The sequence below is a fragment of the Streptomyces kryoterrae genome, from assembly GCF_054072135.1.
Genome location: NZ_CM133358.1, coordinates 3720600 through 3741011 on the forward strand (window position 1 = coordinate 3720600; position 20412 = coordinate 3741011).

17 protein-coding genes are annotated in these 20412 nt (G+C 69.3%); 7 read left to right on the forward strand and 10 right to left on the reverse strand.

Going from position 1 to position 20412, the window contains the following annotated elements:
* Positions 1–74 precede the first annotated feature (74 nt).
* A complete protein-coding gene (locus tag ACW4TU_RS15760; protein ID WP_457428450.1) occupies positions 75–836 on the forward strand; it encodes a prolyl oligopeptidase family serine peptidase in 762 nt (253 codons plus the stop codon).
* Between the two features lie 54 nt (positions 837–890).
* On the opposite strand, the gene ACW4TU_RS15765 is transcribed toward ACW4TU_RS15760, so the two are convergent.
* Positions 891–1841 carry a LysR family transcriptional regulator gene (locus ACW4TU_RS15765; RefSeq protein WP_457428451.1) on the reverse strand — a complete coding sequence of 317 codons (951 nt, stop codon included), beginning with the start codon at positions 1839–1841 and terminating at the stop codon, positions 891–893.
* Between the two features lie 63 nt (positions 1842–1904).
* Between ACW4TU_RS15765 and ACW4TU_RS15770 the strand changes: the two genes are divergently transcribed.
* Positions 1905–3185, forward strand: coding sequence for an MFS transporter (locus ACW4TU_RS15770; protein ID WP_457428452.1), 1281 nt, complete (start codon positions 1905–1907; stop codon positions 3183–3185).
* A 646-nt stretch (positions 3186–3831) separates the two neighbouring features.
* Here ACW4TU_RS15770 and ACW4TU_RS15775 read toward each other — a convergent pair.
* Both ACW4TU_RS15775 and speB read right to left on the reverse strand, forming a co-directional pair.
* Positions 3832–5298, reverse strand: coding sequence for a purine-cytosine permease family protein (locus ACW4TU_RS15775; protein WP_457428453.1), 1467 nt, complete (start codon positions 5296–5298; stop codon positions 3832–3834).
* A 274-nt stretch (positions 5299–5572) separates the two neighbouring features.
* Positions 5573–6520 (reverse strand): agmatinase, encoded by a 948-nt coding sequence (speB, locus tag ACW4TU_RS15780; protein ID WP_457428454.1) that lies wholly within the window; start codon positions 6518–6520, stop codon positions 5573–5575.
* A gap of 85 nt (positions 6521–6605) precedes the next feature.
* Between speB and ACW4TU_RS15785 the strand changes: the two genes are divergently transcribed.
* Positions 6606–8066, forward strand: a complete 1461-nt coding sequence (locus ACW4TU_RS15785; protein WP_457428455.1) for a PucR family transcriptional regulator — start codon at positions 6606–6608, stop codon at positions 8064–8066.
* Positions 8067–8618: 552 nt separating this feature from the next.
* Positions 8619–9656, forward strand: a complete 1038-nt coding sequence (locus ACW4TU_RS15790; protein ID WP_457428456.1) for a sigma-70 family RNA polymerase sigma factor — start codon at positions 8619–8621, stop codon at positions 9654–9656.
* Here ACW4TU_RS15790 and ACW4TU_RS15795 read toward each other — a convergent pair.
* Positions 9540–9938, reverse strand: a complete 399-nt coding sequence (locus ACW4TU_RS15795) for an STAS domain-containing protein (RefSeq protein ID WP_457428457.1) — start codon at positions 9936–9938, stop codon at positions 9540–9542. The two genes, ACW4TU_RS15790 and ACW4TU_RS15795, sit on opposite strands and share 117 nt — an antisense overlap.
* A 129-nt stretch (positions 9939–10067) precedes the next feature.
* Here ACW4TU_RS15795 and ACW4TU_RS15800 point away from each other — a divergent pair, with 129 nt between their 5' ends.
* On the forward strand, positions 10068–10988 hold the full coding sequence (locus tag ACW4TU_RS15800; protein ID WP_457428458.1) for an AEC family transporter: 921 nt from the start codon (positions 10068–10070) through the stop codon (positions 10986–10988).
* A gap of 53 nt (positions 10989–11041) precedes the next feature.
* On the opposite strand, the gene ACW4TU_RS15805 is transcribed toward ACW4TU_RS15800, so the two are convergent.
* From ACW4TU_RS15805 to ACW4TU_RS15830, 6 genes are all read right to left on the reverse strand, one after another.
* A complete protein-coding gene (locus tag ACW4TU_RS15805; protein WP_457428459.1) occupies positions 11042–12325 on the reverse strand; it encodes a thymidine phosphorylase in 1284 nt (427 codons plus the stop codon).
* Between the two features lie 105 nt (positions 12326–12430).
* On the reverse strand, positions 12431–12823 hold the full coding sequence (locus tag ACW4TU_RS15810; protein ID WP_457430130.1) for a cytidine deaminase: 393 nt from the start codon (positions 12821–12823) through the stop codon (positions 12431–12433).
* 2 nt (positions 12824–12825) lie between these two features.
* Positions 12826–14112, reverse strand: coding sequence for an ABC transporter permease (locus ACW4TU_RS15815; RefSeq protein WP_457428460.1), 1287 nt, complete (start codon positions 14110–14112; stop codon positions 12826–12828).
* Positions 14112–15239, reverse strand: a complete 1128-nt coding sequence (locus tag ACW4TU_RS15820; RefSeq protein WP_457428461.1) for an ABC transporter permease — start codon at positions 15237–15239, stop codon at positions 14112–14114. The genes ACW4TU_RS15815 and ACW4TU_RS15820 overlap by 1 nt, the downstream gene beginning before the upstream one ends.
* Positions 15236–16786, reverse strand: coding sequence for an ABC transporter ATP-binding protein (locus ACW4TU_RS15825; RefSeq protein ID WP_457430131.1), 1551 nt, complete (start codon positions 16784–16786; stop codon positions 15236–15238). The genes ACW4TU_RS15820 and ACW4TU_RS15825 overlap by 4 nt, the downstream gene beginning before the upstream one ends.
* A gap of 199 nt (positions 16787–16985) precedes the next feature.
* Positions 16986–18047, reverse strand: a complete 1062-nt coding sequence (locus ACW4TU_RS15830; RefSeq protein WP_457428462.1) for a BMP family lipoprotein — start codon at positions 18045–18047, stop codon at positions 16986–16988.
* A gap of 811 nt (positions 18048–18858) precedes the next feature.
* On the opposite strand from ACW4TU_RS15830, the gene ACW4TU_RS15835 reads away from it, so the two are divergent.
* Both ACW4TU_RS15835 and ACW4TU_RS15840 read left to right on the forward strand, forming a co-directional pair.
* Positions 18859–19497, forward strand: coding sequence for a hypothetical protein (locus ACW4TU_RS15835; RefSeq protein ID WP_457428463.1), 639 nt, complete (start codon positions 18859–18861; stop codon positions 19495–19497).
* A gap of 68 nt (positions 19498–19565) precedes the next feature.
* Positions 19566–20021 (forward strand): hypothetical protein, encoded by a 456-nt coding sequence (locus ACW4TU_RS15840; RefSeq protein WP_457428464.1) that lies wholly within the window; start codon positions 19566–19568, stop codon positions 20019–20021.
* Positions 20022–20412: the final 391 nt, after the last annotated feature.

The following is a 20412-nucleotide window of genomic DNA, read 5'->3' on the forward strand; positions in this document are numbered from 1 at the left end:
AAGTTGAGGTCAGAACAGTTGGAGATTCGATTCCCTACCCCGCTACGCCGGGGCGTCCCCTCGAAAGGGCTCTGATGGCACACCAAGTGACGCCGGTACGACAGGCCCGGCTCGGAAAGGCGCTGGGCCCGGAGCCGACGTCGGTCAGTGGCGTGGTCCTGCTGCTTCCCGCCGGTGACGAGGTGTCGACCCGCAGACCGTCACCCATGCTGGCCGCCGCCTCCGTACGGACGTTGGGCCGCCGGCTCGCCCGCGCGGGCCGTACGGACGGGCTTGCCGTGCACGTCGTCCACTACCGCTACCGCGGCTGGAACGGCATCGAGGCGCAGCTCGCGCACGACGCGCGATGGGCCGTCGACGAGGTCGTACGACGGTACGGCGATGTCTCCGTGTGCCTCGCCGGTGTCGACATGGGCGGCCGGGCGGCGCTTCGCGCGGCGGACCACGAGGCCGTCAACTCCGTACTGGCGCTGGCCCCTTGGCTGCCCGAGGAGGACGTGGCGGCGCCGCCGGAACCGGTACGGCAGCTGACCGGGCGACGGGTGCTGATCGTGCACGGCACGAACGACCAACGGACCGATCCCGAACTGTCGTTCCGGTTCGCGGCGCGCGCCAAGAAGGCGAACCGGGACATCTGCCGGTTCGAAGTGCACGCGGACGGACACGGGTTGCATCAGTACCGGCGGGAAGTGCACGCGCTGGCGGAGGACTTCGTGATGGGGGCGCTGTTCGGGCGGGGGTTCTCCCGGCCCGTGCAGGACGCGCTGATGGCTCCGCCACCGCTGGGGCTGAGGATGCCGTTGGCGGCGGGGTTCGGCGGGTCTCTGCGGCGTTAGGTCCGCGGCGGGCGCGGTCGCGGTTGTGCTCGGGGTGGGGGCTGTCCGCGCCCTTCACGGCAGCAGGTTGCCCTTTCTTGCCAGCAGGAACTTCTTGAACGCGGCCACCGGCGGGGTGTCCGGGTGGCCGTCCAGCCAGGCCACGCCGATCTCCCTGGCCGCTCTCGGTGAGGTCACCGTCAGTTCTGCCACTCCCGGGCGGGGAACGGCCGGAGGCGGGAGCAGCGCCACCCCCAAGCCGGCCGCCACCAGGCCCCGCAGGGTCTCCGCCTCCTCTCCCTCGAAGGCGATGCGGGGGCGGAAACCGGCCTGCTGGCACAGGTCGTCGGTGATGCGGCGGAGGCCGTAGCCGGGTTCGAGGGTGACGAAGGTTTCGTCGGCCGCTTCGGCCAGGCGAACCCGTCTGCGGGTGGCGAGACGGTGATCGGCGGGGACGACCAGACGGAGTTTCTGTTCGTCCAGGCGGCGGCCGACCAGGTCGGGGGCGTCGGGGACGGGCGAGGTGAGGCAGAGGTCCAGTTCGCCGGAGCGCAGGCGTTCGATCATGGCCTCGCCGTAGTTCTGTACGAGGGTGAAGCGGACGCGTGGATGGTCCGCGCGGAAGGCGTGCAGCAGGCCGGGGACGGTCTCGGCGCCCATGGTGTGCAGGAAGCCGAAGGCGACCTTGCCGGTGGCGGGGTCGGCGTCGGCGCGTACCTCGTCGGCGGCCCGCCCGATCTCGGCGAGGGCCCGTTCGACGGAGGCGAGGAACGTACGGCCGGCGGGGGTGAGGGAGACGGTACGGCCGCGGCGCGCGAAGAGATCGACACCCAGGTCCTGTTCGAGGCGGACCATCGCCCGGGAGAGCGTCGACTGCGGGACCTGCATCTCCTGGGCGGCGCGGGTGACGTGCTCCGTGCGGGCGACCCCGGCGAAGTAGGACAGACGGGGGGCGAGCGCGGTGACAATGTCTTCCGTGTCACTGGACGGTGACAGACGGGCCGCTGACCTCTGCTGATGCACCATGGGAACGATTATGGGGTTTCCGTGCATTGGACGGATGAACGGGGGCGTACGTAACTTCGAGGCATGCCTGCTGCCAGTACCGGGGCGTCCGTGATCACGGCCGCCGCCCCTCCCTCCCGCCCCGCACTTCCCGTCGTCGACTCCCGGATGGCCCCGGGTGGGCCCGGCTACCGGCGGATGAGCTTCGCGCTCTTCCTCGCGGGTGTCGCGACGTTCGCCCTGCTCTACTCCACGCAGGCGCTGCTGCCGTTGATCTCCGGCGAGTTCGGGGTGCCGGCGAGCGACGCGAGCTGGACGGTCTCGGCGGCGACCGGTGCGCTGGCGCTGTTCGTCCTCCCGATGAGCGCGCTGTCGGAACGGTTCGGGCGGCGTACGGTGATGACGGCGTCGCTGGCCGTGGCGGCGACGGTCGGGCTGCTGGTGCCCTTCGCCCCGTCACTGGGCGCGCTGGTCGCCCTGCGGGCGGTGCAGGGTGCCGCGCTGGCGGGGCTGCCGGCGTCGGCGACCGCGTATCTGGCCGAAGAGGTCCGCCCCAAGGCGCTGATCACGGCGATCGGCCTGTTCGTGGCCGGCAACAGCGTGGGCGGGATGAGCGGCCGGGTCATCACGGGCTGGGTCGCGCAGGAGTGGGGCTGGCGGGTCGCGGTCGCCGTGATCGGCGTCGTGGCGGTGGGCTGCGCGGTGGCCTTCCGGCTGCTGCTGCCCGCGCCGCGTCACTTCCGGACGGGCTCGCTGCGGCCACGGGTGCTGGCGCGCACGGTCCGTACGCATCTGGCGAACCCGTTGCTGCGGCGGCTGTACGCGATCGGCGCGCTGTTCATGACGGTGTTCGGCGGGGTCTACACGGTGATCGGTTACCGCCTGACGGAGGCGCCCTTCAGCCTGCCCCAGGGCATCGTCGGCTCGGTCTTCCTGGTGTACCTGGTGGGTACGGTGTCGGCGTCGACGGCGGGGAAGCTGGTGGGCCGCCTGGGACGCAGGGGCGCGCTGTATCTGGCCGGCGGTACGACGACGACAGGCCTGCTGCTGTCCCTGTCGGACTCCCTGGCGCTGGTTCTGCTGGGCCTGGTGCTGATCACGGCGGGGTTCTTCGCGGGGCACGCGGTGGCGTCGTCGGCGGTGAGCCACACGGCGAAGGAGGGGCGTGCGCAGGCGTCGGCGCTGTATCAGTCGGCGTACTACATCGGCTCCAGCGCCGGCAGTACGTTGGGAGCGGTGGCGTTCCACGCGGGTGGCTGGTCGGGGACGGTGGCGATGGGGTTGCTGGCGGTGCTCGGCGTGGTGACGGTCACGGTGATGGGGTCTCGGGCGGCGGCGCGGGTGCGGGTGCCCGCGGCGGCCTGACCGAAGCTTCTTCCTCAAGTGCGCCGCCCACCGAACCCCCGCTCCTGAGTTGCCTTCCGGATGCGATCGCTGACTTTCCGCTGGTCAAGCATGGTTTCGGTGTTGCCGAGGGAGGCTTGGACCGTTCTGTTCGTCGAGGGCGGTGTGGAGGCGGTCGGTGTCATCGGTGAAGGGCTTGCTGGAGGAGCGGGAGCGGGTGGCCCGGGTGGCCGCGGAGAAGCTTCAGGCGGAGGCGGACCGGATCCTGGCCGCTCTCGGTGAAGCCGAAATTGGTGCTGGAGCGCCGGGTCATCGCGCGGGAGGAACCGTCCGAGGCCCTGGCTGTTCCTGAGGAGGTGGGAGACGTGCCGGCGCCGGACGTGCCTGGTCAGCGGCCGCCGGGATGTTCGTTGCCACCAGCGCTGCGGCTTCACCGGCAGTGAGGCCGGCACCAAGCACGCGTGACGGTGTCGGCGAGGAATGTGGTGTGACCACGTTTCACAGCGCCGCCTCACCCGCGCTCCGACGCACGAGGGGTGCGGGCCCGTCGTGCGCTGCGCCTGGGGGGCTGGTCGCGTTGCCGGAATGACCCGCGGCAAGACAACTCCGAGGGTGTTCGGGCGGGTCGTGGTGCCGGGGCCGTCCGGCGGACTGCTGACGTCCGGTGTCAGCGTGCGGCCAGCTCCTGTTCGCTGAGGGTCGTCGCGGCCGTCTCCGTGCTGAGGTTCAGTGAGCGTGAGACCACCAGGTAGGCCAGGGCGGACACGATCAGTCCGACGATCCAGGCGACGTCGGTTCCGGCCAGTTGCTGCGCGGCCGGTCCGGTGTAGTGCCAGCCGCCGAGGTCGGGGAGGACCATGAACGGGATCTCGGCGGCGAAGCCGATCGCGTAGGCGGTCAGACCGCGCCAGGCCCAGGCGCCGTAGACACCGGTGGGGGTGAAGAGGTCGGTGATGGCGTAGTGCCCGCGCCGGACCAGGAAGAAGTCCACGAGGTTGGTCGCCGTCCATGGGACGAGCAGGTACAGCATCAGGGTGAGGGCGGTGAAGATGGTGGACACGGCGTCCGCCGTGATCAGCGAGCCGACGGTGTACCACAGCGCGGCCAGCCCCAGGACGGTGACGATGCGTGCCGTTCGGCCGGGTCTGATGCTCCGGACGGAGTCGATACCGGTCAGCACCGTCAGCATGCCTCCGTAGGCGTTCATGCCCATGGTGGCGACGAGGCTGAGCGCGGAGAGCACGGCGGCGGCCGCGCCCAGGCCGGGGATGAAGTGGTCGCCGGCGTCGCGCAGGCCCACCAGGCCGTCCGCGGCGCCGAGCCGGATGGCCAGCCATGCGCCCAGGGCGATCAGCCAGACCGCGGAGCCGGAGGCGCCGAAGAACACGGAGGCGATGAGCGCACGGGCGGAGGTCGTGCGGGGCAGGTAGCGCGAGTAGTCCGAGACGTAGGGCGCGTAGGTGATGTTGTACGCGGCGGCGGCGGAGAACTGGGCGAAGAAGGCCGCCCAGGTGAAGGCCAGGTGCTGGCTGGGGGTGTGCCCGCCGGCCTGTCCGGTCAGTACGCCCACGGTCAGCAGCAGCATCAGGGGCAGCGAGACGTACAGCAGCCAGCGGAAGGCCCGGTGCAGCCAGTCGTGCCCGTAGACCGCGAGCAGGACTGCCAGCAGCGCGGTGCCGGCGGCCACCCAGCCGGGGCTCCAGCCGAATACGCCGTTCAGCCCCTCGGAGAGCAGTACCTGGTCGGCGACGTTGAAACCCAGGTAGGTGAACAGGGTGCCGATCAGGACCACGACGACGCCGCGGTAGCCGAACTGGGCCCGGGACTGGATCATCTGGGGCAGCCCGAGGACCGGGCCCTGCGAGGCGTGGAAGGCCATGAACAGGGTGCCGACGACGATGCCGAGCACCCCCGCGAGGATGGTGTGGCCCAGGGGCAGTCCCAGCGAGGGGCCGACGAAGCCCAGCGCGATGGTGAAGTACTGGAAATTGCCCAGGAACCACAGGGGGCCTTGGTGCCAGATCTTCCCGTGCCGTTCGGCGTCGGGAATCCAGTCGATGGACCGGGTCTCCACGCCCAGGGCTCCGCCGGGTCTGTCAGGGACTTCGGCCCGTGTGCTCGTTGCTTCCGCCATGTCGGCGCCTCCTTGGATCAACGCGGTAGGTGATGTGCCGCTGTGCTGTGTACGGCCCGGGCCGCCAGACGGGAGACGACGGTGTCTTCGCGTTTCGCGCGGGAGTTGTCCACCTTCATAAGAGGGGGTGCGGGTCTTGAGGGAGCGGGCTGAAGGGCCCGAGGACCGGGCGGACGTCCAGGTCAGTACCCGCACGCCGTCCGGCGCCGTCCGACGCGCGGTAAATCGCAGCTCGCGCCAGTTGCGGAAGGTACGGATCGGCATCCGGGCCGGTTCATGACTTCCCGCCCAGGGCCAGCAGGCTGACCAGGTCGTAGGCCACGTGGGAGGCCGCCACCGAGGTGATCTCGGCATGATCGTAGGCCGGGGCGACCTCGACGACATCCGCCCCGACCAGGTCGGTGCCGGCCAGACCGCGCAGGATCTCCAGCAACTCGCGGCTGGTCAGACCGCCCGCCTCGGGGGTGCCGGTGCCGGGGGCGTGGGCCGGGTCCAGTACGTCGATGTCGATGGAGACGTAGAGCGGACGGTCGCCGATCCGCTGGCGCAGCGCGTCGACGGTCTCGTCCACGCCGCGTCGCATGACATCGGCGGAGGTGATGATGCCGAAGCCCAGGCGGCGGTCCTCCTCCAGATCGCGCTTGCCGTACAGGGGGCCGCGGGTGCCTACGTGGCTGATCGCCTCGGTGTCGAGGATGCCCTCCTCCACCGCGCGCCGGAACGGAGTTCCATGCGTGTATTCGGCACCGAAATAGGTGTCCCAGGTGTCCAGATGGGCGTCGAAGTGGAGCAGCGCGACCGGGCCGCGCCTGCGGGCGACGCCGCGCAGCAGCGGCAGCGCGATGGTGTGGTCGCCGCCTATGGTGACCAGTTTCGCTCCGGCGTCCTGGAGTGCCCCCGCCGCGTGCTCGATCGTCTCGACGGCCTCGCCGATGTTGAAGGGGTTGCAGGCGATGTCCCCGGCGTCGGCGACCTGCTGCGCGGCGAACGGTGAGACATCCAGCCCCGGGTTGTAGGGGCGCAGCAGCCTGCTCGCCTCACGCACCGCCGCGGGTCCGAAGCGCGCGCCGGGCCGGTAGGAGACCCCGCCGTCGAAGGGCACTCCGACCACGGCGACATCGCACCGGTCCACCTGGTCCAGACGCGGCAGCCGCGCAAAGGTGGCGGGCCCCGCGAAGCGCGGGACGCGCGAGGAATCCACAGGTCCGATCGGCTCGGTCATCGCGGCTCTCCTTCCCGTTGCGGTGTGCCCCAGTGTGTGGCCGCCATAAAGAAGCCGACAATTGTTCTGGGAATGAAGCAATAGGATGTTTCCTGTGGCAGACCACAAACTGAGCGTTGAGGGCCTGCTCTCCTTCCCCGCTCTGCAGCTGACGGTCCTGGCGGGCGGGAGCGGGCTGCGGCGGTCGGTGTCCTGGGCGCATGTCAGCGAACTGGAGGACCCCACGCCCTGGCTGCTCGGCGCCGAGGTGATCATGACCACTGGGCTCGCCGTGCCCCGCACGGCGGCCCGCCAGCGGGCCTATCTGGAGCGCCTCGACGACGCCGGCGTGTCCGCGCTGGCGCTCTCCGCCCAACTTCACGTGCCGCACCTGCACGCCGCCTTCCTTCAGGCGGCGGAGGACCGGGGGATGCCCGTCCTCGAAGTCCCGCTCTCCGTGCCTTTCATCGCCGTCGCGCAGGAGGTCGCGGCAGCCGTCCAGGAGATCCCCGGACAGCGCCTCGGCGCGCAGCTACAGGTCTTCGGTGCCCTGCGGTGGATGGCGACCGAGAGGCTGGAAACCGCCGTGCTGTTCCGCCGGCTGGAACGACTCTCCGGCTACCAGGTCTATCTGTGTACCCCGCAGGGGCGACCGCTGCTGCCTGGCGTGCCCGCCCCGGACCCCGCGGTGCTCCCCGGTTCGATGGATGCCCCGCCGACCATCCCCGGCGGCTTCGCCGTGCCCGTGCACGCCCCTGGCGGCCCGGCCGGGTTCCTGGTCGCACTGGAGCGCCGGGGCGCCCGCCCGGCGGGGCTCGCGGTCGTCCAGCACATCGCCACCGTCGCCGCCCTGCAACTGGCCATGGTCCGCCAGGAGCGTGAGGCGCTGCGTCGCGAGGGCGCGGAGACCCTGGCCGAACTGCTCCAGGACGTCCTCGACCCCGCTGCCGCCAGGCGCCGCCTGCAGCGGCTGTCCATCGGGGGTGACATCACGCTCTCGGTGGTGCGCGCCGTCAGCGAGGACGACCTGCTGCGCAATCTGCACGAACTACCGTACCTGCTGCTCAACCGCGGCGAAGAGCGCTACCTTCTCGGACCCCCGGAGGCAGGGGCGGCTGTCGCCGCCATACCGGGTGCCGCGGTCGGCATGAGCCGTTCCTTCGCCCCTGGGGAATCGCTGAGAGTCGCCCAGCGCGAAGCGCTGTGGGCGGTGTCCCAGGCCGTCCAGTCGGGTAGGCCCCTGGTCCGCTACGGGAACGACACCACCGGCCGCTGGCTCCCCGACGATGCGGCGGTGCTGAGCGCACTGGTCGAGCACGTCCTTGGCGAAGCGCTGCGCTACGACGCCGCACATGACGCCCACCTGCTCAACTCGGTGCGCACCTGGATGGAACGCGACCGCCGCACCGATGCCGCAGCAGCCGCCCTGCACATCCATCCCAACACACTGGCCTACCGGCTGCGTCGCTTCGCCGCATTGTCAGGGCGCGACCTGTCCTCGACCGAGGCATTCGCCGAGGTCTGGCTGGCTATTCGCGCGGCCGGTCAGCTCGGACTGACCGACTGACGCGGTTCCCTGGAGCACGGGTGGCCTCTACGGCGCTGCCACCGCCACCGCTGCCCGCGGGGCCCATACGGGCTCAACGCCCCGTCCACGCCGGCGGACGAATCACGGTCAACAAGCATGCCCAGCAGCCCTCCGGCCGGCCACCCCTCCCCTCCAGCCAGCCCGGTGTCGGCATCTCACCACGGACCACCGCCCACTGGGCGTCCGTCATGTCCGAGTTGCAGACCGGGGCCCTCTCACACCCCTCGTGCCGCACCGGAGGCCCTGTCTTCCCGCGCTCCACGACCGGAGATCACCCGGCCAAGCCCGATGTTCGATCAGAACCGCATCCACGATCGATAGGCATACGGCCCACAAAACGCCGGAGCGGCTGACCAACCAGCCCGTCCGGGGGTCCCCCTCTGGGGGAGGGACAGGTAGGGGCGGCGGGGGAGAAAACCCCTCCCACCTGCACCTTTTTCCACTCCCCGGGCCGTTGTCAGTGGGCTGCGCTAGCTTTCTTCGTGTTCGGTCGCCATGCGGCGACGAAGGCAGCCATGGGGTGGGTTGGCGATGGGTGACAGTACGGCTGGTACGGCTACTGCGACAGACCTCGACGTACAACTGGAACGGCACCGCGTCGAACTGACCGGGTACTGCTACCGCATGCTCGGCTCCTCCTTCGAGGCCGAGGACGCCGTACAGGACACCATGGTCCGCGCCTGGCGGAACCACGAGAAGTTCGAGGGCCGCTCCAGCCTCCGTTCCTGGCTCTACCGCATCGCCACCAACGTCTGCCTGGACATGCTGACCGCCGGCAACAAACGCGCCCGCCCCATGGACCTCACCGACTCCACCCCCCTCGCCCGCGCCGCGCTCTCCCCCCGCCCCGACAACACCTGGCTGGAACCGATGCCGGACGCCCGTGTGCTGCCGACCGTCGAGGACCCGGCGGAGGCCGCCGTGGCCAAGGAATCCGTGCGGCTCGCCTTCATGGCCGCCCTGCAGCGACTCCCCGCGAAACAACGGGCCGTGCTGATCCTCCGCGAGGTGCTGGCCTGGAAGGCGAGCGAGGTCGCCGAGCTCCTCGACACCTCGGTCGCGTCGGTCAACAGCGCCCTCCAGCGGGCCCGGGCTACCCTCGCCGAGCGTGACAGTGTCCCCGCCGAGGCCCGTGCCCGTGCCGCCGTCTCCGACCCGCTCAGCGAAGAGCAGCAGAAACTCCTCGAACGCTACGTCGCCGCGTTCGAGGGATACGACATGACGGCGCTCACCGCGCTGCTGCACGAGGACGCCGTCATGACGATGCCGCCGTTCGACCTGTGGCTGACCGGGCCGGAGGACATCACCGGCTTCATGACGACGCTCGGCGCCGCCTGCGCGGGCTCGCACCTCGTGCCGGTCGCCGTGAACGGGCTGCCGGGCTTCGCCCAGTACAAGCCGGACGAGGAGACGGGCGGTTACTCCCCCTGGGCGGTCCAGGTGCTGGAGATCTCAGAGGGCCGGATCACCGGGTTCCACTGCTTCCTCGACACCAAGCGCTGGTTCCCGCTGTTCGGCCTTCCCCTCCACCTCGAAGCGAAGACCGACCAGGTCAAGGAAGGCGAGTAAGTCCGGCGCCGGGTCCCGGAGGCGTATCCGGCCTCCGGCCCGGCGGGCGGCCAGCTGGAGCCGGGCCAGCAGCTCCACCGTGTCCAGCCCCGGCGGCCCCAGCCCGGCCACATCACACACCACGGCCGGGTCACGACCACCGCCGGCACCCGTGGCCAACAGGGCGCGCACGTCCTCGCACAGCCTCGCCACCCCCTCGCGGGTGACGGGGCCGGCCAGCACGAGTACAGCGGGTGTCATGGCGTCCACGAACGGTAGACCGCACGGCCGCCCGTAACTCATCGCCCACCCGTTGAGATCACTTTGACGCGTGCCCCTCCTCCCCCGGAGGGTTGCGTGTATGCCCCACGAACCGTCCCCGCCCTCGATACCCCACGGCCTCCCTTCCTCCCGGCTCGCCAGGGAGGTTCCGTGCAAGGCGTGCTGACCGGGTTCGCGGTGATCGCCGTGGTCATCGGCGTCGGTTACGTGATCGGGCTGCGCGGCTACCTCGGGGACAACGGACGCGAGGTCCTGACCAAGCTCGCCTTCCATGTGGCCACCCCGGCCCTGCTGTTCACCATGCTCGCCCGCGCCGACCTGTCGGTGGTCTTCTCCAGCCGGCTCCTGATCACCGCGCTGAGCACGGTCGCGGCGGCGAGTGTCTTCGTCGCGGTGGGCGTCGTGCGCCGCTGGGGCGCCGGACGTACGACGATCGGCGCACTCTGCTCCAGTTACGTCAACTCCGGCAACCTCGGTATCCCCATCGCGGTGTACGTGCTGGGGGACGCCTCACTCGTCGCGCCGGTGCTGCTGTTCCAGCTGATCGTGGTCACGCCGGTCGCGCTGACCGTCCTCGATCTGACGAGCACCGGTGAGAAGGGCCCGCTGTGGCGGCAGTTGATCACACCGGTACGCAATCCCATCGCCGTGGCCACGCTCTCCGGGGTGCTGGTCGCGGCGACGGGGCTCACCGTCCCCGCGCCGGTGATGGACCCGCTCACCCTGATCGGCAACATGTCCGTCCCGGCGGTGCTGATGGCGTTCGGTATCTCACTGTCCGGCAGCACCTGGCCGTTGCGCGGCCCCGAGCGGACTCCCGTACTGCTGTCAGTCGCCCTGAAGTCGGTGGGCCAGCCGGTGGCCGCCTGGGCGCTGGCCGCGGGCGTCTTCGGGCTGCACGGCGCGCCCCTGCTCGACGTGGTGGTGACCTCGGCCCTGCCCGCCGCCCAGAACCTCTTCACGTACGCGAGCCGGTACCGCGTCGGGGAGACCCTGGCCCGCGAGTCGATCCTGCTGTCGACCGTCCTGGCCGTACCCGTGCTGGTGGTCGTCGCGGCCCTGCTGGGCTGAGCGGGAACCCTGGGAGGGGACGCCGGCCCCCTCCCAGCCGTACCGCTACCGGCTCAGGCGATCCGCTCCAGCACCACCGGCGCCGCCGTGAAGTCCGTGCCCGCCGCCCCGATGTCGTACGAACCCTCGACCGCCTGGAGCGCGTACTCGAAGCGCTCCGGGGTGTCCGTGTGGAGGGTCAGCAGGGGCTGGCCCGCCGTGACCGTGTCGCCCGGCTTGGCGTGGAGCTCGACGCCCGCGCCCGCCTGCACCGGGTCCTCCTTGCGCGCACGCCCCGCGCCGAGCCGCCAGGCGGCGACGCCGACGCCGTACGCGTCCAGGCGGGTCAGGACGCCCGAGGTCGGCGCCTTGATGACGTGCTGTTCCTTCGATGTCGGCAGGGCGGCGTCCGGGTCGCCGCCCTGGGCCGCGATCATCCGGCGCCACACGTCCATCGCCGAGCCGTCGGCCAGTGCCTTCGCCGGGTCGGCATCGCGTACGCCGGCCGCGTCCAGCATCTCGCGGGCCAGGGCGAGCGTCAGTTCGACCACATCGGCGGGGCCGCCGCCCGCGAGGACCTCGACCGACTCCCGTACCTCCAGCGCGTTGCCGGCCGTCAGGCCGAGCGGAGTCGACATGTCGGTGAGGAGGGCCACCGTGCGAACACCATGATCAGTACCCAGGCCCACCATCGTGGACGCCAGTTCCCGCGCGTCCTCGATGGTCTTCATGAAGGCGCCCGTGCCCACCTTCACGTCCAGGACCAGGGAGCCGGTGCCCTCCGCGATCTTCTTCGACATGATCGACGAGGCGATCAGCGGGATCGCCTCGACCGTGCCGGTGACGTCCCGCAGCGCGTACAGCTTCTTGTCGGCCGGGGCGAGACCGTCGCCCGCCGCGCAGATCACCGCGCCGGTCGTGTCCAGGACGTGCAGCATCTCCTCGTTGGAGAGCAGCGCGCGCCAGCCGGGGATCGACTCCAGCTTGTCCAGCGTGCCGCCCGTGTGACCGAGGCCGCGGCCCGAGAGCTGCGGCACGGCGGCGCCGCAGGCCGCGACCAGGGGGGCCAGCGGGAGGGTGATCTTGTCGCCGACCCCACCCGTGGAGTGCTTGTCGGCCGTCGGGCGGGACAGTGCGTCGAAGTTCATGCGCTCGCCGGACGCGATCATCGCCGCCGTCCAGCGGGCGATCTCGCGGCGGTTCATGCCGTTCAGCAGGATCGCCATGGCGAGCGCGGACATCTGCTCGTCGGCGACCACGCCGTGCGTGTACGCGTCGATGACCCAGTCGATCTGCTCGTCGCTGAGTTCACCGCGGTCCCGCTTGGTGCGGATGACGGAGATGACGTCCATGGCCATGGCTTCCTTCCGGTGGTTCCAGTCGTCCTGAGAACCGGTCGTTCTGCGGAACTGTGCGGCCCCCCGGAGTGGGTGCTCGACCGACTCCGGGGGGCCGTACGGGAGTTACTTGGTGAGATGGTCCGGGCCGAAGGCCTGGGGGAGCATCTCCGAGAGGGGCAGGATGCCCGCCGGGGTCTCCAGCAGCAGGCCCGCGCCGCCGAACTCGTACAGCAGCTGCCGGCAGCGACCGCACGGGACGAGAACGTCGCCCTTGCCGTCCACGCACGTGAAGTGCGTCAGCCGGCCGCCGCCGGTCAGCTGGAGCTGGGAGACCAGGCCGCACTCGGCGCACAGGCCGATCCCGTACGAGGCGTTCTCGACGTTGCAGCCCGAGACCGTGCGGCCGTCGTCGACCAGGGCCGCGACGCCGACGGGATAGCCGGAGTAGGGGGCGTACGCCCGGGACATCGCGTCCCGGGCCACCGCCCGCAGCTTCTCCCAGTCGACCTCGTCGATGCTCACTTGCCCTGGCCCTTCCGGTAGCGCATGCCGTCCGCCTTGGGCATCCGCAGACGCTGCGCGGACAGCGACAGCACCAGCAGCGTGACGACGTACGGGGTGGCGCCCACGAAGTCGCTCGGGACCTCGTCGGTGGTCAGGTACCAGACCAGGACCGCTACGGCCACGACGGCACTGATGACACCCTGGACGAGAGCCTTCTTGTACAGCTTCCAGCCGGCCATCGCCAAGAGGAGCACGAACAGCAGCAGGAGCAGCGCGTGGACGGTCTCGCCCCCGCTGCGCAGCTGGAGCGCGTCCGAGTAGCCGAACAGGCCCGCGCCCATGGCGAGACCGCCGGGCCGCCAGTTACCGAAGATCATGGCGGCGAGACCGATGTAGCCGCGCCCACCGGTCTGGCCCTCCAGGTAGGTGTGCGAGGTGACCAGCGCGAGGAAGGCGCCACCGAGGCCGGCGAGGCCGCCGGAGACGGCCACGGCCGCGTACTTGTACTTGTAGACGTTGACGCCGAGGGACTCCGCGGCGATCGGGTTCTCACCGCAGGAGCGCAGACGCAGGCCGAACGGGGTGCGCCACAGCAGCCACCAGCTGCCGACGAACAGCGCGACCGCGAGGACCGTCACCACCGAGAGGCCGGTGACCAGACCGCCGAGGATGCCGGCGATGTCGGAGATCAGGAACCAATGGTGGTTCTCGATGGAGTGCAGCCCGCTGGACAGGCCCGGGACGTCGAAGCTGGGCAGGGAGTCCACGGGCGGGGACTGCTTGGGGTTGCCGCCCGCGTCCGCCGCCTCGCCGTCCACGAAGAAGAGCTTGGCGAGGTACTGGGTGGTACCGAGCGCGAGCAGGTTGATCGCGACACCGGAGACGATGTGGTCGACACCGAAGGTGACGGTCGCGACGGCGTGCACCAGACCGCCGAGGACTCCGAAGCCGATGCCGCACAGCAGACCGAGCCACGGGTTGGACTGCCAGCCGATCCAGCCGGCGCCGAAGGTGCCGAGGACCATCATGCCTTCGAGGCCGATGTTGACCACACCGGACCGCTCGGACCACAGACCGGCGAGGCCCGCGAGCCCGATCGGCACGGCGAGGCTGAGCGCGGCGGAGACCTGGCCCTCGGAGGTGAGCTGGTCGGAGCCGGAGATGACCCGGACCGCGGCGACGAGCAGCAGCGCCCCGGCGACGATCATCAGGATCTGGCCGACCGAACGGCCCGAACGGGGGCCGGCGCCGGCCGCCTTGGGTGCCGCGGGCGGCGGTGTGTCGGTCATCGTGGCAGTCATCACGCCACCTCCTGCTTCTGGGTCGGGGCCGCGGCCTGGGCGGCGAGCTCGGCGCCGACCCGCTGCTGCTGGCGCTTGAGTCCGTAACGGCGTACGACCTCGTAGGCGATGACGACGCACAGGACGATCACGCCCTGGATCACGCCGAGGATCTCCTTGTCGTAGCCCTCGAACTCAAGGTGGTTGGTGGTGCGCTCCAGGAAGCCCCACAGCAGCGCGCCCAGTGCGATGCCCACCGGGTTGTTGCGGCCGAGCAGCGCGATGGCGATGCCGGTGAAGCCGATGCCGACCGGGAAGTCGTTGCTGAACTGGTGGCTGTCGTTGAGCAGGGTCGGCATGCCGATCAGACCGGCGATCGCGCCCGAGATCACCATGCTGGTGGCGACCATCCTCTTCACCGAGACCCCGCTCGCGGCGGCGGCCGACTCGGACTGGCCGACAGTGCGCAGGTCGAAGCCGAACCGGGTGCGGCCCAGCACGAACCAGTACGCCACCCCGACGAGGACAGCGATGACGATGAAGCCCCACAGCTCGCCGGCCGCGCCGGTGTCGATCTGGAAGAAGTACGAGGACGAGGGCAGCGGCTTGGTGGAGACGACCGTGCCGCCGGCCTGGAGCTCGGCGAGCTTTCCGGGCTGGAGCAGGTAGGCGATGATCGCGGTGGCGATCGAGTTGAGCATGATCGTCGAGATGACCTCGCTGACCCCGCGGGTCACCTTCAGGATGCCCGCGATGGCCGCCCACAGGGCACCGGTCGCCATCGCGCACAGGATGATCAGCGGGATGGAGATCCAGCCCGGCGTGGTCAGCGCGCCGCCGAGGACGGCGGCGAGGAACGCGGCGATCCGGTACTGGCCGTCGACGCCGATGTTGAACAGGTTCATCCGGAAGCCGATGGCCACCGAAACGCCCGCCAGGTAGTACGTCGTCGCCTTGTTCAGGATGTAGATCTGGCTGTCGCTGGCGGAGCCGTAAGTCACCATGTCGCTGAAGGCGGCGCCCGGGTTCTTGCCGGTGGCGAGGATCACCAGGGTGGTGACGACGAGCGCGGCGACGACCGCCAGCAGCGGCGCCGCGATGCCGAGGAGCAGCCGCTCCCTGTCGATGCGTTGCGTGAGCTTCTTCATCGGGCGTCGTCCTCTGTGCTCTCCGGGCCGGAGGCCTCTGTGTGCTCCAGGTGGCCGGTGGCCGCGCCCGTCATGGCGGAGCCCAGCTCCTCGGGGGTGATCGTGGCGGGGTCGGCGTCGGCGACCAGACGGCCGCGGTACATCACCCGCAGGGTGTCGGAGAGCCCGATGAGCTCGTCCAGGTCCGCGGAGATCAACAGCACGGCCAGGCCCTCGCGGCGGGCCTCTCGGATGTGGTCCCAGATCGCGGCCTGCGCGCCGACGTCCACACCGCGGGTGGGGTGGGCGGCGATGAGCAGCTTGGGCGCGTGGCTCATCTCGCGGCCGACGATCAGCTTCTGCTGGTTGCCGCCGGAGAGGGAGGCGGCGGTGACGTCGATGCCGGGGGTACGGACGTCGTACGCCTCGATGATGCGCTCGGTGTCGGTGCGGGCCGCCTTGATGTCGAGCAGCCGGCCGCGGGAGTTGGGCCTCTCGGTGACGTGGCCGAGGATGCGGTTCTCCCACAGCGGGGCTTCCAGGAGCAGGCCGTGGCGGTGACGGTCCTCCGGGATGTAGCCGACGCCTGCCTCGCGGCGGCGGCGGGTGGGGACGTGGGAGATGTCGGCGTCGCCCAGCGTGATGACGCCGGCGTCCGGGTCGCGGATGCCCATGATCGCCTCGACCAGTTCCGACTGGCCGTTGCCCTCTACGCCGGCGATGCCGAGGACCTCGCCCTGGTGGATGGTGAAGGTGATGTCATCGAGGATGATGCGCTCGACGCCGTCGAGGTCGGTCTGGGCCAGGCGCAGTCCGTCCAGCTTCAGCAGCGGGACGTCGGTGACCGTCGACTCCTCGGTCTCCGGCGTGGGCAGTTCGCTGCCGACCATCAGCTCGGCGAGCTGCTTGGTGGTGGTGCCGGCCGGCTCGACCGTGCCGACGGTGGTGCCGCGGCGGATGACGGTGATCTCGTCGGCCACGGACAGGACTTCGCCCAGCTTGTGGGAGATGAAGATGACCGTGAGGCCCTCGGCCTTCATCCCGCGCAGGTTGTCGAAGAGGGCGTCGACCTCCTGCGGCACGAGGACTGCGGTGGGCTCGTCGAGGATGAGGGTCTTGGCGCCGCGGTAGAGGACCTTGATGATCTCCACCCGCTGGCGGTCGGCGACGCCGAGTTCCTCCAGCAGGACGTCCGGGCGGACGCCCAGGCCGTACGCGTCGGAGACCTCCTTGATCTTCGCGCGGGCCTTGCCGCCGATGCCGTACAGCTTCTCCGCGCCGAGGACGACGTTCTCGAGGACGGTGAGGTTGTCGGCCAGCATGAAGTGCTGGTGCACCATGCCGATGCCGCGGGCGATGGCGTCGGCGGGGTTGCTGAAGGTGACCGTCTCGCCGTTCACCGTGATGGTGCCCTCGTCCGGCTGCTGCATGCCGTAGAGGATCTTCATCAGGGTGGACTTGCCGGCACCGTTCTCACCGCACAGGGCGTGCACGGTGCCGGTGCGGACGGTGATGTCGATGTCCTTGTTGGCGACGACGCCGGGGAATCGCTTGGTGATGCCGCGCAGTTCGACGGCAGCGGGAGGGCTGGACGCGTTGATGGCGCACTCTCCTCGGGGGAAAGGGGCTGCATAGGGGAGGCCAGGCGTCGGCGACGCTAGCGCGGCAACTCCGCGCTACACGCGTAGAGTTGACACATTGTTATGGCTCGGCGAGAGGGTTGTCGAGCCCTCTCGCCGAGCCGAGGTTTCGGCGGGAACCGTCAGGTCAGCTGGTCTTGACCGTGATGGTGCCGTCGACGATCTTCTTCTTCGCGGCGTCCAGCTGGGTCTGGATGTCGTCGATGAAGCCACCACTGGTGGAGAGGCCGACACCGCCCTTGGCGAGGGAGTAGATCTGGTTGCCGGTCAGCGGCGTGCCGTCCTTGACGGACTTGACGAAGTCGTAGACGCCGACGTCGACGTTCTTGACCATCGAGGTGAGGATCGAGTTCTTGTACTTGGCCAGACCCGGGATGTTGTACTGGTCCGAGTCCACGCCGATGGCCCAAGCGCCCTTGACGCCGGAGACGGCCTCGATGGAGCCGTTGCCGGAGGAGCCGGCCGCAGCATAGATCACGTCGGCGCCGCCGTCGAGCTGGCCGGACGCGGCCTCCTTGCCCTTGTCGGGGCTGGAGAAGCCGGAGGTGTCGGAGCCGTGGGTCAGGTACTGGACGTCGACCTTGATCTTGGAGTTGGTGTCCTTGACGCCCTGGACGTAGCCCGCCGCGAACTTCTTGATCAGCGGGACGTCGACGCCGCCGATGAAGCCGACGTGGTCCTTCTTGGTCTTCAGCGCCGCGGCGACACCGGCCAGGTAGGAACCCTGCTCCTCGGTGAAGGTGATGCTGTCGACGTTCTTGGCGGTCGCGACCGAGTCGATGAGGCCGAAGCTGACCTTCGGGAACTTGGCGGCGACCTTGTCGATCGAGGTGGCGTAGGAGTAGCCGACGGCGACGATCGGGTTGTAGCCGGCGTCCGCCAGGTCGCTCAGGCGCTGCTCCCGGTCGGCCTCGGTGTCGGAGCTCTTGGCGGTCAGCTCCTTGATGGAGCCGCCGAACTCCTTCTCGGCCTTGTCCGCACCGCGCGCGGCGGAGTCGTTGAAGGAGCGGTCACCACGGCCGCCGACGTCATAGGCGAGGCCGATCTTGATACCGCCCTTGCCGCCGTCCGACGACGAGGGCGAGGACGAGCTGTCCTTCTCGGAGGAGGTGCTGCCACAGGCAGTGGCAGTCATTGCGAGAGCTGCGGTGGCGATACACGCAGCGGAAAGCTTGGCTACCCGGCGCACGGGAGGCTCCTTCACCTGACCTGAGCGCCTTGTCGGCGCTTCATGTGAGCACCATGCCAGTGCTCGGGCCCGGACGCCCTGGTGGCGTCGGCTTCGCGGCATCGTAACGCGCGTAGATGTCGGAAACAGACCTACTCCGAAGCCGTTATCGATTCGAGGCAAACGCCGCCTGAACTCGGGGTCTGGAGGCCTCACGCACCCCTGTTTCGAAGTGTGCACGATTGGCTTACAACCGTGTTGCGCCGGGTGGCGGACCCGTCTTCGAGAGTGCCCATCGTCACGCGCACACCAGTCCACGGCATCCGGTGACACCGTTCCACGCCGACCCTGATCACCGCCGACTCGTGGACGTCGCCTCACACACGCATCACGGGTTCGCTGTAGATGCAGACAGCGAGGCGGACAGAGCCCGGGGACGTGCTCTCCAGGTGCTGTGAGATCGCCTCGTCAGCGCTCCCCGGATGTAGTGACACCAAGCCAGGACACCGATCCCGCAATCAAAGCTCGGCACCGCACAACCTTCGAGGTTCGCGCAGACAAAGCGGAGGGACTCAGATCTACTGCCATCCACCCAACCCGCAGACACGTCCAGACCGGGTCGCGTTCCCCTCGTGGCACCTGGCGGAACACCATCCCAGACCGCATGTTTGAAGACTTGGGTTGACCTTGAAAAACGGTTCGGCAAGTCGAACGGTTCCGCGAACCCTCAAGATTCGCTCAACTTCCTGTCATTGCCATGTCATCCCGTGGTTCGATCAATGCGTATCGGCGATCCGCCACCGGGTTGCCGAAAATTCAGGGGGTAAAAGCGTTGAAGATACATGCCGCAGCAGTCATGACCGGATTGCTGCTCATGGGCAGTGCAACACCGGCACTCGCCGACGACCTCGATGCGCAGCCGTCGACCGTCAATTCGGTGGCGGCCGCGACTGGAGTGGAAAGCGACGAGTCACTGCAGGAGGATCTTTCGATCCCGGGCGAGGTCGACGGCCCGAAGTTGAGCGAGCCCGACTCCTCGCCGAGCAGCCACTGCAGCGAGGGAGGACCTTTTGTTCACATCACGCAAAACGTGAAGAACACGATGTCCGTGAAGTACTCGACATACGTCACGAACAACAAGTCCTACGCGATCAATTACAACTTCAGTTCAGAGAAGTCGGGAACTACAAGCATAGGCGGCTCCCTCACCCTCAGCGGGGAGTTCAAGGTGATGTGGCTCGGAAAGATCAAAGCCGATGTGAACTTCAACGCCTCGAAGAGCTGGACGTCGTCGCTGAACGTCGGAACCAGCGGCAAGGTACAGGCACACTCGACCGTCACCGGCGACTACGGAATCATGAAGGAGAACATCAAGGGCTACACGGCCACGCTCAACGGTGACTGCTCGGTGACCAATAAGAAGAACATGACGGTGTGGGCGCCCTATCGAGAGGGCTGGGAGATCAACTGATCTCGGCTGACCACAGGCGCGGCTCCGGTCTTGACACCGGGGCCGCGTCATTCCACCAAGGAGATTCCATGGGTCGCCGTACCATCGCCGTCCCCACACTGCTCGTCCTGTCGCTCACGGCCGCCTGCGCGGCAACCGACGACACCGCAACCCGCGACACCAAGAGTTCCCACACCGCGCAGCCTACTCAGTCCAGCCAGTCCGTCAAAGGCTCGGGGCTCGACCTTCCGGCCAAGGCACAATTCCTCGTCCCCGTGACCAATGGCACTGCGGACACGGACCTTCCCGTGTTCAAGCCGTTGACGGACGTCTACACCGTGCATGCCAGTTGCTCGGGAGCGGGCACAGTGACCATCGTCGACCGCAAGCACCCGACCCAAGCGCCCAACCGTGTCAAATGCGACAGCCCCATCACCATTGGTCAGGTGTACACAGACCTGGTTGAACAGGCCTTGTCTGTGCACGTCAGTGGGGGTACGGCGACCTGGAGAATAGCCGTCGTGTCGGGCACACACCCCATGTGATCGAGCAGTCCGGACAGCCTGCCCGCGCATACTTGGCGGCTCTGGACGAGGCTGACCGCTGAATGCCGAACATCCTCGTCCAGTCGGCCTAAACAGCGTTCAGCAGCGCCGCCGCCGTGAAGATCTCCACGCCACCGTGATGGCGGACTCGTCGGCATCGAAGCCACCCTGGCGCAGATCACGTGCGTTCCACTCACCAGGCGTGCGGACGCGGAGCCGGGCCACCGCAACTTGGGAGAACCGGGTCCTCCGAGAAACAAGGCACTGAGGGGCCCCGAGATTTCCAGACAGGCATCAAACAGGCTTGTCCTACTGTGGCCGCAGTCACGGCTCACGTGACGAACAGGAAGGCGCCCCGCGCGGAACCCAAGCGGCACATGCGCGGGAAACG